The organism is Xanthobacter sp. DMC47 (assembly GCF_056313845.1).
This window is the reverse complement of sequence record NZ_JBQUZM010000004.1, coordinates 1,278,298-1,290,047: the sequence shown is the minus strand read 5'-3', so window position 1 is coordinate 1,290,047 and position 11,750 is coordinate 1,278,298. Positions and strand designations below refer to the sequence as shown.

Below are 11,750 nucleotides of genomic sequence, written 5' to 3'. Positions count from 1 at the left end.
CCAGGTCGGGCTGAAGTCCGGCGCGGGCGGCATGCTCGGCATGGGCCTTGTCGGTGGCGCCGCGGCCTTCACCAGCCTTCCGCTGCTCATCGCGCCGTTCGGCGCGAGCGCGGTGCTGCTGTTCGGCCATCCCTCCTCGCCGCTCGCGCAGCCGGCCAATGTCATCGGCGGCTATATGCTGTCGGTCACGGTGGGCATCGTGTTCACGCTGCTGTTTCCGGGCGCCTGGTGGGCGGCGGCGCTGGGCGTGGGCCTTGCCATCCTCGCCATGCTGCTGCTGCGCGTGTCGCATCCGCCCGCCGGCGCCGTGCCGGTGCTGATGGCGGCCTCGGCCATCGACCCGTTCGAGCTGTCCGGCATCGTGATCGCCGGTGCTATCTGCCTCGTGGCGGTGGCAAGCCTCTATCACCGGCTGCCGCCGCGCCACCACGAGTATCCTCGCCGGGCGGGCTAAAGCCCTGTTGCCACGTCGGGCGGGCTAAAGCCCTTTTGCCCCGCCGCGCGGGCTGATCCGCACGCTTTAACGCCGGCCGCCCTGCCGGCGCACCCTGTGGCCTGCAGCCGGTTCGCCGGTGTGCAACCTCCGGCCGCTCCTTGATCCGCTCCTTCCGCAGACGCCCCGAGCTGCGCGGAGGAACGGCTTCAGGGGGCGGCCGATTTCATTTCGGAGCCCTCTCATGCTGGCCAGCCTCCTCGCCCCCTTCCGCCGCGCGCCCGAGGAGGCGAAGGCGAGCCGCACCGGCCGCCTCATCGCGCTCCTCTCCGCCGGCCGGCCGCGCTGGACGCCGCGCGATTACGCCTCGCTCGCCCGCGAGGGCTATGCCCGCAACGCCATCGCCTATCGCGCCGTGCGGCTCATCGGCGAGGCAGCGGCGACCGTGCCCCTCGTGCTCACGGTGAACGGGCGCGAGCACGACACCCACCCCTTCCTCGATCTCCTCGCCCGGCCCAACCCGCGCCTCACCCGCGCGGCGCTGTTCGAGGCCATCTGCTGCCATCTTCTCGTGGCCGGGAACGCCTATGTGGAGGCGGTGGCCCTCGACGGCGCGCCCCGCGAGCTGCACCTTTTGCGGCCGGACCGGGTGCGCGTGGTGCCGGGGCCGGATGGCTGGCCCGAGGCGTTCGACTACACCCTGGGCGCCGAGACGGTGCGCATCGCGCAGGACACGCTTGTGCCCGGCGCCGACGTGCCGCCCATCCTGCATCTTTCCGCCTTCAACCCGCTGGATGACCATTATGGCTTCGCCCCGCTGGAGGCGGCGGCGCAGGCGCTGGACCTGCACAATGCGGCGAGCGCCTGGAACAAGGCGCTCATCGACAACGCCGCCCGCCCCTCCGGCGCCCTCGTCTATGGCGGCACGGGCGCGCTTACCGAGGAGCAGTTCGAGCGGCTGAAGGGCGAGCTGGAAGCCTCCTTCCAGGGCGCGGTGAATGCCGGCCGCCCGCTACTGCTGGAGGGCGGGCTCGACTGGCGCCCGCTCTCCCTCTCGCCCAAGGACATGGACTTCGAGGCCGCCCGCAATTCCGCCGCGCGGGAGATCGCGCTGGCGGTCGGCGTCCCGCCCATGCTGCTCGGCATCCCCGGTGACAACACCTATGCGAACTACGCCGAAGCCAACCGCGCCCTCTGGCGCCAGAGCGTGGTGCCCCTGGTGCGCCGCGTCTGCGACGCCCTCGCCTTGTGGCTCGCCCCGGCCTACGGCGGCGGCCTGACGCTGGTGCCCGACCTCGACCAGATCGAAGCCCTTTCCGCCGAGCGCTCGGAGCTGTGGGCGCGGGTGGGCGCGGCCGACTTTTTGAGCGACGCGGAGAAAAGGGCGGCGGTGGGGTATCAGGGGTAGGGCCTCCCCGGACCCGGCCTCGTTCCCAGGATAAGCGACGGCGCAGCCGGATCGCCGATCCAATGCCCCGTACCGCCGTCGCCCTCCGGCCTGACCGGAGGGCCCATCCCTCCGCATGTACAAGCGGCGGGGCAAACGGCGCCATGGGTGGTCCGGTCAAGCCGGACCACGACGGCGGTTCTCGCTAGCAGCGGGCATCAGGAAGCGCCTTCGGCGGTCCCCTGCGCGGGGCCCCGGCGCGCATTGCGCTGACGCTCCATGCGTCCGGGGCGCGAGGGCGGTTCCCGCACCGCCGTCGCCCTCCGGCTTGACCGGAGGGCCCATCCATCCTTTTGCGAAGGCGCGGAGTGTGGGGCAAACGGCGCCATGGGTGGTCCGGTCGAGCCGGACCACGACGGCGGGTTGCGATCACCGCGCCCCGCTTCATCCCACTCTCGCGAGCCCCCATGGACACCCTCATCCGCACCTTCGCCGAGCGGGGCGATCTGGCGCATCTGGCGCTGCTGTTGTGGGCGCTGGCGGCCACCGCCGGGCTGTGGCGGACGCTCACCGAGCTGGCCCGCGCCAACGCGCGGATGGACGCGCTGGTGCGTGAGCTGGCCCGCTTCAACGCGCGGTTCGACGACCTCTCCTGACCCCCCAACACATCTTCGGAGACACCCATGCGATCGCCATTCCAGAAGGCGTCCGCGCCGCGCATCCGCGCGCTCACCGGCGGGCCGAAAACCAAGGCCCGCGCCACGCCGCCGGCCGCTCCGGCCGCCGCCGGCACCGTCTTCCGCGAGTTCGTCGCGACGCTGGAGCGCATCGAGAAGAGCCGCCGCCGCAAGAAGCCCACCCCGCCCGCGGGGGGCGCCTGAGCCATGCCCGCGCGGGATTCCTTGGCCGTGTCTGACCCCCCAACCGACGGCTACGCCATCGAGGGCTATGCCTGCCTGTTCGACGTGCCGGACCTCGGCCGCGACCTCATCGAGCGCGGCGCCTTTTCGGCAAGCCTCGCCCGCCAGGGCGCGGGCGGCGTGCGCATGCTCTACCAGCATGATCCGGCCGAGCCCATCGGCGTGTGGACCGATGTGATCGAGGACGGACGCGGCCTCTATGTGCGCGGCCGGCTCTCGCCCTTCGTCGCCCGCGCGCGGGAGGTGGCGGCGCTGATCCGCGACGGCGCGCTCGACGGCCTCTCCATCGGCTTCAAGGCGGTGACGGCCCGCACCGATCCGCGCACGCGGCTGCGCCGCATCGCCCGTATCGATCTGTGGGAGGTGTCGGTCGTCACCTTTCCCATGCAGCCACAAGCGCGCATTGCGCGCAAAACCGACGACGCCCGGATCCGGCGTCCGGCGCCGTCTCCCGCCGCTTTGCTCACCGCCGCGGCCGCCCGCCTGCGCGCCACCGCCGGCGCCTGATCTTCGCTCAACAGAAGGTTCTTCCCATGTCGCTCAACATTGACGCCCATTCGGGCGCGCCTGAAACGAAGGTGGCCGGTGCCGAGCAGCGCATCGCCGTCGCGGATTTCCTCTCCGCCTTCGAGGCCTACAAGGAGACCAACGACGCGCGCCTCGCCCAGATGGAGCGCCGCGGCGCCGACGTGCTCACCACCGAGCAGCTCGCCCGCATCGATGCGGCGCTGGACGCCCACCAGGCGCGGCTCGATGCCCTCGCCACCAAGGCCCGGCGCCCGGCGCTGGGCGCCGCGCCCGAGCGCACGGCGGACGCCTCCCAGCATGGCGCGGCCTTCGACACCTATGCCCGCCACGGTGAGGCCGGTGGCCTGAAGGCGCTGGAGGCAAAGGCCCTCTCCGCCGGCTCCGGCGCGGACGGCGGTTATCTGGTGCCCTATGAGGCGGAGCAGGAGATCGGCCGGCGCCTTTCCGCGCTCTCGCCCATCCGCGCGCTGGCCACGGTGCGGGTGATCGGCGCGGGCACCTATCGCAAGCCCTTCATGACGTCCGGTCCCGCCTCCGGCTGGGCGGCCGAGACGGCGGCGCGTCCGCAGACCGACAGCCCGGTCCTCGCCGAGCTCGCCTTCCCCGCCATGGAGCTCTACGCCATGCCGGCGGCGACGCAGGCGCTGCTCGACGATGCGCAGGTGAACATCGAGGAGTGGCTGGCGCAGGAGGTGGACGCCGCCTTCGCCGAGCAGGAGGGCACGGCCTTCGTCACCGGCGACGGCGTCGCCAAGCCCAAGGGCTTCCTCGCCTATACCAAGGTCGCCGACAGCGCCTGGGCGTGGGACAAGGTGGGCTATGTGGCGACCGGCGCCGCCGGCGCCTTCCCCTCCGCGACTCCCGCGGATCCGCTCATCGATCTCGTCTATGCGCTGAAGGGCGGCTACCGCCAGAACGCCACCTTCGTGATGAACCGCAAGACTCAAGGGTCCGTGCGCAAGCTGAAGGACGAGAACGGCAACTACCTCTGGACGCCGCCCGCAGGCGTCGGCCAGCCGGCGAGCCTGCTCGGCTTCCCGGTGGCCGAGAGCGAGGCCATGCCGGACATGGCCGCCGACGCCTTCGCCATCGCCTTCGGCGACTTCCGCCGCTTCTACCTGGTGGTGGACCGCGCCGGGGTGCGGGTGCTGCGCGATCCCTATTCCGCCAAGCCCTACGTGCTGTTCTACACGACGAAGCGCGTGGGCGGCGGCGTGCAGAGCTTCGAGGCCGCCAAGCTCCTGAAGTTCGCCGCGAGCTGAGGGGCGACCTCTCTCCGTCGCCCTCCGGCTTGACCGGAGGGCCCATTCCGCCGCCGCTGCAAGCCTCCGGCGATGGGGACAAACGTCGCCATGGGTCCTCCGGTCAAGCCGGAGGACGACGGCGGTTATCAGGACTCCCTCAGTTCGGCAGCACCAGGCAGGCGCCGCCGGCCTTGCGGAGGCGCTCGCACATCTTCATGCCCTCGGCCTTGGACTGGGCCGGCAGGCGCACGCGGTAGAAGGTGCGCGGGCCGCGCCCGCCCACCCGGGTGGAGACGATGACCGGCGTCAAGTCCGCGAACACCTGCGGCGCGCGCGCCGCCTCGCGCCGGAAGGAGGCGAGGGCGATCTCGCGCGAATAATTGCCGGAGATCTGCACGCCCCAGGGCGCGAACAGCGCATTCGCCGGCTGGCCGGCGGCCGGGGCCGGCGCACCCTTGCGCAGGCTCGCCACCGTGGCGAGGCACGGCTCGGGCGGGAAATCCGCCGGGCCGAAGGCGGCCGCATTCTGCTTCTTCAGGCCCGCCCAATCCTCCGCCGTGCGGCCGGTAATGATGCGCACATAGGCGCGCGTCTCGTTGGGCAGGCCGCCGCCGCCGAGGAAGCCGTTCACCCGCCCCGGCCCGGCATTGTAGGCCGCCGCCGCGAGGCCCAGATTGCCGAACCGCCGGTTGAGATCGGCGATGAGCGCGGCCGAGGCAGGGATGGCCGCCTCCGGATCGAAGGGATCCACGAGCCCGCGCTCCTTCGCCGTGCCCGGCATGAATTGGGCGATGCCCTGCGCCCCGGCGCGGCTCACCACATCGGACCGGAACGAGCTTTCCTGCCAGATGAGGCGGGTGAGGAAGGAAGCGGGCAGCCCCTCCTTCGCTGCCGCCGTATCGATGAGCCGGCAGATGGCGTGATCCACGGTCTCGCCGCCGGGCGACTGAGCGCGGGCCGGCGCCGCGAGCGCGAGCAGGAGCACGAGGCCGCGTCCTGCGTGATGCAGGGCGGCCCGCATGTCAGAGCCCGGTTGAGGGAAGGGAACTGCCCAGCGCCTTCGCCGTGGCCATGATCCAGTCGCGATGCAGCGACACCAGAGTGACGCCGGTGACGCCGCCGCAGCCGCGCGCGCCGCCCGCGGCGGTGGCCCAGCCCACCACGCCGGCCACCGCGCCATCGAGGAAGGCCGGCCCGCCGGAATCCCCGGTGCAGGCCCCGGCCGCGCCCTCGGGCGCGGAGAGCCGCACCATGATGCCCCCGGTGGTGCCGATGGAGGGCAGGGCCACGCTGCGCAGCGTGCCCGCGCTCTTCATCGCCCCATCGGCGGTGACGCCATAGCCCGCGATGAGGAAGGAGACGCCCTTTTCCGGCAGCCCCGTGGCTGGGCTGAGCCGCGCCGTGCGGAAGCGCGCGGGCAAGGGCTCGGCGAGCTTCACCAAAGCGAGGTCGGGCGTTGGCCGCCGGGTCTGGAACTGGTCGGCGTCGAAGCGCGGATGCACCGCGATGCGCGCCGCCGGCACCAGCTTCGGCGCGCCGTCGCCGAGGACGGCCACCGCATAGTCCGCCTTCGGCCCCACGCAATGCGCCGCCGTCAGCACCAGGTCGCGCGCCAGCACCGTGCCGGTGCAGGAGGCGCCGCGGGTGGAGACGATGAGCACCGTCTGCGCCGCCACATCCGCCGCAGCTGGCGCGCCGCCGACGATGGCGCGGGCCGGGCCGGCGGAGAGCGCGAGGGCGCACATCAGGATTGTCGCGGCGGCACGGGTGCGGAGCGTCATCATCCCCCGTTTCTGCCGCCCGTAGCGGGACGCGTCAATGGTGCCCCGGACAAGCGACGGTGCGGCCGGAGCGCTGATGCGTGGGCCTGCGAGAGACTCCGCCCGGCAGGCAAACCCCGTCGTCCTCCGGCTCGACCGGAGGACCCATGGCACCGTTTGTCCCAGTGCGCGGATGACGGCGCGCGCGGACATATGGGTCCTCCGGTCGAGCCGGAGGGCGACGGCAGCACAAATTCTTCCTCCCCTCTCCCCTCGCGGGAGAGGGGCCGGGGGTGAGGGGGGAGACCTCTCCACAAGTCCCGCCGCCTCTGTCTGCTGCGCCACACCCCTCACCCCAGCCCTCTCCCGCCCGAACTCGGCTTTTGCCGAGTTCGGTTCGTGAGGGTCGAAGTCGGCAATAGCCGACTTCGAGGGGAGAGGGAGCATGGCCGGTGCAGGACGCCCGCCGCGCATCTGCCACGCCCCATTCCTTTCACCCGGAGCCCCCCATGGCCGAGCTTCTTTCCGGCCCCGCCGCCGAGCCGCTGACGCGCGCCGAGGCGAAGGCCTTTCTGCGCGTCGAGACCGACGCGGAGGACGCCCTCATCGATGCCCTCATCGCCGCCGCCCGCCGCCATGTGGAGGCCGAGACGGGGCGCATCCTGATGGACCAGACCTGGCGCTTCTCGCTGGATCGCTGGCCCCTGCGCGGCGTCATCCCCGCGCCCGTCGCCCCGGTGCGGGCCATCCTTGAAGCCACCGTCGCGGCGGCGGACGGCACGCCGGTGGCGCTCCCCGAGGACGCCCTCGCGCTGGTGGGGGATCGCGCGCCGGCGCTCATCCGGGTGGCGTCCGCACGGGTGTCCGCGCCGCTCGTCTCCCATGGCGGCATCGTCATCACGCTCCTCGCCGGCTATGGCGCGGACGCGGGGGACGTGCCGGCAGATCTCGTGCAGGCGGTGCGGCTCATGCTCGCCCATCTCTACGAGCATCGCGACGGGCCGGGTGACGCCACCCAGCTCCCCGCCGCCGCCCGCGCGCTGACCGCGCCCTATCGCGTGGTGCGGCTGTGAGCGGCATCGGCGCCCTGCGCCATCGCCTTACCCACCAGACGCCGCTGGAGGTGCCGGACGGCGCCGGCGGCGTGACGCGCAGCTTCATCTCCGTGGATGTCCTCTGGGGCGCGGTAGAGGAGGTCTCCACCGCCTACGGCCTCGGCGAGGAGAGGCCCCGCGCCGCGCGCGTGCTGCATGTCACCGTGCGGGCGCCCAACACCATCGCGGCCGGTGACCGGCTGATCCATGCCGGCCGCGTGCTGACCGTGGAGTCCATCTCCGACGCCGATGGGCGCGGCCGCTTCCATCGCATCCGCTGCAGCGAGGAGCAGACATGAGGACGGAACTCAGCGTCCGCACCCGGGGCCTCGACGGCCTCGCCCGCCGCATCGCCGCCCGCCATTTCCCCGCTGCCGAAGCGGAGGTCGCGGCCCGCGCCGCCGCCGCCCTGGCGGGGGAGATCGGCGCCGAGGCCGGCGCCGTCGCCACGATCGCGGGCACACCCGCGCGGCCTCTGGTGCAGGTCTCCGGCGCGGCGTTCCTCGACCGCGTGCGGGGCGCCTTCGACCGGCCGGGGGATCCGGCGCTCGACCGCATCCGCCTTCTCTTCGCGCGACGGAGGCGCCTGTGAGCATCCCCCTCGACAGCCCCGCGCTGGCGCTGCGCGCCGCCATCCATGCCGCGCTCGTGGTCGATGCCGCGCTGGTGGCGCTGCTCGGCGCGCCGCGCGTCTATGACGTGCCGCCGGGCGATGCGGACTTTCCCTTCGTCACCCTCGGCGAGGCGGTGGTGGCGGACTGGTCCACCGCCACCGAGGCGGGCACCGAGCAGGCGCTGACGCTGCACGTCTTCTCCCGCTCCGGCGGGCGGGCGGAGGCCTTCGCCATCGCCGCCCGCATGCAGGAGGTGCTGCACGATGCGGCCCTCGCGCTGGACGGGCATCGCCTCGCCAATCTGCGCGCCACCACCGCCGAGGTCCGCCGCGAGAGCGACGGGCGTACCTTCCACGCTCTGGTGCGGTTCCGCGCCGTCACCGAGCCCGTTTGACCGGAGAGAAACATGGCCGCGCAGAAGGGCAAGGACCTTCTCCTGAAGGTGCATGACGGCACCTCCTTCATCACCGTGGCGGGGCTGCGCACGCGCACCCTCGCCTTCAACACGCAGAGCGTGGATGTGACCCATTCCGAAAGCGCCGGCCGCTGGCGCGAGCTGCTGGACGGGGCGGGCGTGAAGCGCGCCTCGGTCTCCGGCTCCGGCGTGTTCAAGGATGCGGCGTCCGATGCCCTCGTCCGCCAGCTCTTCTTCTCCGGCGCGCTGGCGAGCTGCCAGCTGCTGATCCCGGATTTCGGCACGCTCACCGGCCCGTTCCAGGTGACGGCGCTGGAGATCGCGGCCGAGCACGACCGGGAGATCACCTTCGACCTGACCCTGGAGAGCGCGGGCGAAATCGCCTTCGCGGCGCTGTGATGGGCGGCGGGATGCCCAACCGCCGGCGCGGCGAGATTTCGGCGGTGCTCGACGGCACGCCCCGCGTGCTCGTGCTCACCCTCGGCGCGCTGGCGGAGCTGGAAGCCGCCTTCGGCGCGGACGATCTCATGGCGCTCGCCGAGCGCTTCGGCCGCGGCCGCCTCTCGGCGCGGGATGCCGCGCGCATCATCGCCGCCGGGCTCAACGGCGCGGGCGCGGATGTCTCCGTGGAGGAGGTGGAGCACATGCGGGCGGATGGCGGCGCGGCAGGGTTCGCCCGCATCGTCGCGGACCTGCTCGCGGCCACCTTCGGCGGAGAGGAGACGATCCCGTCCCCTCCCGCGCCGCAGCCGGCCTGAGCGCAACGCCCGCGGCGCGTGCCTCTACCCAGGACAGCGCGCCGCCTTCGGCGCGTGCCTTTCCCTGGGCGCTCGCCATGGGTGCCGGCTTCGGCCTGCTGCGGCTTGCCCCCGACGCCTTCTGGCGGATGACGCCGCGCGAGCTGGCGGCCGCCCTCTCCGCTCTGCTGCCCGCCGCGCCGGAGGCCATCGACCGCGCCGGCCTTGCCGCCCTCATGGCGCGGTTTCCCGATCGCACGAGAGGATGACGCCGTGACCGAGACCGTCGATATCGCCCTTCAGGTGGACACCCGCAGCGCCATGGCGGCGCTGGGTGCCGCAGAAGTCTCCGCGCGCGGCTTTTCTTCCGCGCTGGCTTCCGCCTTCACTGGGCTTGCCGTGCAGGGCAAGGATCTCGGCACGGTACTAGAGCAGCTCGCGACCCGCCTCGCCAACCTCGCGCTCACGGCGGCCCTGAAGCCGCTGGAGAGTTCGCTCACCTCGCTTCTCTCCGGTGCCGGCGCCGGCCTCGGCTTCGCCAAGGGCGGGGTGATCGGCGAGGGACAGGTGAAGCCCTTCGCGCGCGGCGGTGTGGTGGCGGCGCCCACCTATTTTCCCCTCGGCGCGTCCCTCGGCCTGATGGGCGAGAAGGGGGCGGAAGCCATCCTGCCGCTGGCGCGCGGGGCCGACGGGCGGCTCGGCGTGCGCACGTCCGAAGGGGCGGGCGGCGGGGCGGTGACGGTGAACATTTCGACGCCCGACATCTCGGGCTTCCGCCGTTCGGACGCCTATGTCTCGGGCCTGGTGGCGCGGGCGGTGGCGCGCGGGCAGCGCAGCGGGTGAGCCCTCAGCGCGCGGACTTCCACGGGTCCGGCGCGGGGGCGGGGGTCGAGGGCTGCGAGGACGAGATCGTGTTGTTGAACTGGTTCGGCGCGTTGCTCGGACCGCTGCCGCTATAGGCATCGGTGCGCACGACCGCGCCGGTCTTCACGCAGGAATCCGAGCCCGGCACCCGCTGGAAGCCCGGACCGTAGCTGGCGCAGAAGCTGTCGCTCTTGCTGGTAGAACTGCCGCTGGCACTCCCGCTCTTGCCGCTGGACTGCGCGAGGGCCGGGCCTGCGGCAGCCATCAGCAGGGCCGCGCCCAAGGCCAGCGCGCCGGGTATCCGTCCGCGGGTTGCCCGCGCCGGGCCGATGGCGGCGGAGCGGTGTCCGGACGAAATGGGGCTTGAGGCGCGAGTGGGCATGGCAGCAGAAGGCGGTCCGGACAGGCTCGCCCGATGCGAGCCCGCCGACCATAGCGTTGCCGCGCGTGCCGGGAAATCCCCTGACGGATCGGCACCTTGAACGCCAAGGCGGAATATCTCGCGTGACCTGAGGTCAAACGATGTCCGGCGGCCGCGCCGGAAGGTCTTTCGTGGCGACGTGTCGCCGGAAGGCACGACCTGGCCGAGTGGACTGGCCGAGTGGACTGGCCGAGCGGACCTCGCAGCTCTTGTTCGCGCCGGCAGGCATCCGGCGTGCGGAGTAGGAGCCGGGTGTGGTCGTCCCGTTCGCGGCATTCCGGCCTTGCCCCTCTGGCCGATGTCCGAACGGATACGACATCACCCGATCCGGCGCCCGAAGAGGCGGGTGCCCGAACACGCAAAGGCCCAGGCCACGCGGTGCCCGGGCGCATACGGATGCCACATGAGGCCCCGGATGAACCGCCGGGCCCCGATCCTGTCTGCCGCCCATGGGCGGCATCGTCTCTTTGTCGCCCGCCCATGGGCGGGCATCGTCATGCGGCCACCTCGGTGGCGCTCCGATGGCGGTGGCGCGGGCCCTGAGCCGCACGCCGCCATCGGGGAGCGAAGATCACTTCTTCGCGGGAGCCTTCGGGGCAGCGGCCTTCTTGGCGGCGGGCTTGGCAGCGGCCTTGGGCGCGGCAGGCTTGGCCTCGGGGGCCGGAGCGGGCGCAGCAACCTTGGGAGCCGCGGCCTTCTTGGGGGCGGCAGCCTTCTTCTCGGCGGCGGGCTTGGCAGCGGCCTTGGGCGCGGCAGCCTTGGGAGCCGCAGCCTTGGCGGGCGCCTTCGCAGCCTTGGGAGCGGCGGCCTTCTTCTCGGGAACCGGAGCCTCGGCGGGCTTGGCGGCTGCCTTCGCGGAAGCGGCCTTGGGGGCAGCAGCCTTCTTGGCAGGAGCCTTGGCAGCGGCGGCCTTGGGGGCAGCGGCCTTGGCTTCAGCCTTGGGAGCCGCAGCCTTGGGGGTAGCCGCCTTCTTGGCGGGAGCCTTCGGGGCAGCAGCCTTGGCCTCGGCCTTCGGCGCAGCGGCCTTGGGCGCAGCGGCCTTCTTGGCAGGAGCCTTGGGAGCAGCGGCCTTGGGAGCAGCGGCCTTGGCTTCGGCCTTCGGCGCAGCAGCCTTGGGGGCGGCGGCCTTCGGTGCAGCGGCTTTCGGGGCGGCGGTCTTGGGTGCTGTGGTCTTGGCAGCGGCCTTGGGGGCAGCGGCCTTCTTCTCGGCAGGTTTCTCGGCGGCGGCGGCCGGCTTCTTCGCGGGCTTGGTAGCCATGCTTTCGCTCCATGCTCAACGGGGCACCGGAAAGTCAAGGCGTCACGTTCAACTATGTCAAGGCCATCTCTACTG

18 protein-coding genes are annotated in these 11,750 nt (G+C 72.7%); 14 read left to right on the top strand and 4 right to left on the bottom strand.

Features of this window, described 5'->3' with window-relative positions:
- The first annotated feature begins 31 nt into the window (after nt 1-31).
- The 6 genes from ACT54R_RS17805 to ACT54R_RS17780 all read left to right on the top strand — a co-directional run bounded on the left by ACT54R_RS17805 (nt 32) and on the right by ACT54R_RS17780 (nt 4,530).
- Nucleotides 32-454, top strand: coding sequence for an HPP family protein (locus ACT54R_RS17805; RefSeq protein WP_476328490.1), 423 nt, complete (start codon nt 32-34; stop codon nt 452-454).
- 223 nt (nt 455-677) lie between these two features.
- Nucleotides 678-1,841: a phage portal protein gene (locus tag ACT54R_RS17800; protein WP_476328488.1), complete on the top strand. Its 1,164-nt coding sequence runs from the start codon at nt 678-680 to the stop codon at nt 1,839-1,841.
- Between the two features lie 446 nt (nt 1,842-2,287).
- Nucleotides 2,288-2,476, top strand: coding sequence for a hypothetical protein (locus ACT54R_RS17795; RefSeq protein ID WP_029555135.1), 189 nt, complete (start codon nt 2,288-2,290; stop codon nt 2,474-2,476).
- 27 nt (nt 2,477-2,503) lie between these two features.
- On the top strand, nt 2,504-2,701 hold the full coding sequence (locus tag ACT54R_RS17790) for a hypothetical protein (RefSeq protein WP_476328486.1): 198 nt from the start codon (nt 2,504-2,506) through the stop codon (nt 2,699-2,701).
- A 3-nt stretch (nt 2,702-2,704) separates the two neighbouring features.
- On the top strand, nt 2,705-3,247 hold the full coding sequence (locus tag ACT54R_RS17785) for an HK97 family phage prohead protease (protein WP_476328484.1): 543 nt from the start codon (nt 2,705-2,707) through the stop codon (nt 3,245-3,247).
- 26 nt (nt 3,248-3,273) lie between these two features.
- Nucleotides 3,274-4,530: a phage major capsid protein gene (locus ACT54R_RS17780; protein WP_476328482.1), complete on the top strand. Its 1,257-nt coding sequence runs from the start codon at nt 3,274-3,276 to the stop codon at nt 4,528-4,530.
- Between the two features lie 139 nt (nt 4,531-4,669).
- Here ACT54R_RS17780 and ACT54R_RS17775 read toward each other — a convergent pair whose 3' ends face one another.
- Both ACT54R_RS17775 and ACT54R_RS17770 read right to left on the bottom strand, forming a co-directional pair.
- Nucleotides 4,670-5,533 carry a lytic transglycosylase domain-containing protein gene (locus ACT54R_RS17775; protein ID WP_476328480.1) on the bottom strand — a complete coding sequence of 288 codons (864 nt, stop codon included), beginning with the start codon at nt 5,531-5,533 and terminating at the stop codon, nt 4,670-4,672.
- Between the two features lies 1 nt (nt 5,534).
- Complete coding sequence (locus tag ACT54R_RS17770; protein ID WP_476328478.1) at nt 5,535-6,296, bottom strand: S1 family peptidase; 762 nt, start codon at nt 6,294-6,296, stop codon at nt 5,535-5,537.
- A gap of 485 nt (nt 6,297-6,781) precedes the next feature.
- Here ACT54R_RS17770 and ACT54R_RS17765 point away from each other — a divergent pair, with 485 nt between their 5' ends.
- The 8 genes from ACT54R_RS17765 to ACT54R_RS17730 are packed head-to-tail and all read left to right on the top strand — an operon-like array spanning nt 6,782 to nt 9,975.
- Nucleotides 6,782-7,345, top strand: coding sequence for a head-tail connector protein (locus ACT54R_RS17765; protein ID WP_476328476.1), 564 nt, complete (start codon nt 6,782-6,784; stop codon nt 7,343-7,345).
- A complete protein-coding gene (locus ACT54R_RS17760) occupies nt 7,342-7,665 on the top strand; it encodes a head-tail adaptor protein (protein WP_476328474.1) in 324 nt (107 codons plus the stop codon). The genes ACT54R_RS17765 and ACT54R_RS17760 overlap by 4 nt, the downstream gene beginning before the upstream one ends.
- Nucleotides 7,662-7,958, top strand: a complete 297-nt coding sequence (locus tag ACT54R_RS17755) for a hypothetical protein (protein WP_476328472.1) — start codon at nt 7,662-7,664, stop codon at nt 7,956-7,958. The genes ACT54R_RS17760 and ACT54R_RS17755 overlap by 4 nt, the downstream gene beginning before the upstream one ends.
- Complete coding sequence (locus ACT54R_RS17750; protein ID WP_476328470.1) at nt 7,955-8,374, top strand: DUF3168 domain-containing protein; 420 nt, start codon at nt 7,955-7,957, stop codon at nt 8,372-8,374. Before ACT54R_RS17755 ends, ACT54R_RS17750 begins: the two co-directional genes overlap by 4 nt.
- Nucleotides 8,375-8,386: 12 nt before the next feature.
- Nucleotides 8,387-8,794, top strand: a complete 408-nt coding sequence (locus ACT54R_RS17745; protein WP_476328468.1) for a phage major tail protein, TP901-1 family — start codon at nt 8,387-8,389, stop codon at nt 8,792-8,794.
- Nucleotides 8,795-8,805: 11 nt separating this feature from the next.
- Nucleotides 8,806-9,153: a gene transfer agent family protein gene (locus ACT54R_RS17740; protein WP_476328466.1), complete on the top strand. Its 348-nt coding sequence runs from the start codon at nt 8,806-8,808 to the stop codon at nt 9,151-9,153.
- Nucleotides 9,150-9,401: a rcc01693 family protein gene (locus ACT54R_RS17735; RefSeq protein ID WP_476329218.1), complete on the top strand. Its 252-nt coding sequence runs from the start codon at nt 9,150-9,152 to the stop codon at nt 9,399-9,401. Before ACT54R_RS17740 ends, ACT54R_RS17735 begins: the two co-directional genes overlap by 4 nt.
- Before the next feature lie 4 nt (nt 9,402-9,405).
- Complete coding sequence (locus ACT54R_RS17730) at nt 9,406-9,975, top strand: phage tail tape measure protein (RefSeq protein ID WP_476328464.1); 570 nt, start codon at nt 9,406-9,408, stop codon at nt 9,973-9,975.
- 4 nt (nt 9,976-9,979) lie between these two features.
- On the opposite strand, the gene ACT54R_RS17725 is transcribed toward ACT54R_RS17730, so the two are convergent.
- Together ACT54R_RS17725 and ACT54R_RS17720 are read right to left on the bottom strand one after the other, a co-directional pair.
- Nucleotides 9,980-10,261: a hypothetical protein gene (locus ACT54R_RS17725; protein ID WP_476328462.1), complete on the bottom strand. Its 282-nt coding sequence runs from the start codon at nt 10,259-10,261 to the stop codon at nt 9,980-9,982.
- A 727-nt stretch (nt 10,262-10,988) separates the two neighbouring features.
- Entirely contained in the window at nt 10,989-11,675 is a 687-nt protein-coding gene (locus ACT54R_RS17720; RefSeq protein ID WP_476328461.1) for a hypothetical protein, read from the bottom strand.
- Nucleotides 11,676-11,750 lie beyond the last annotated feature (75 nt).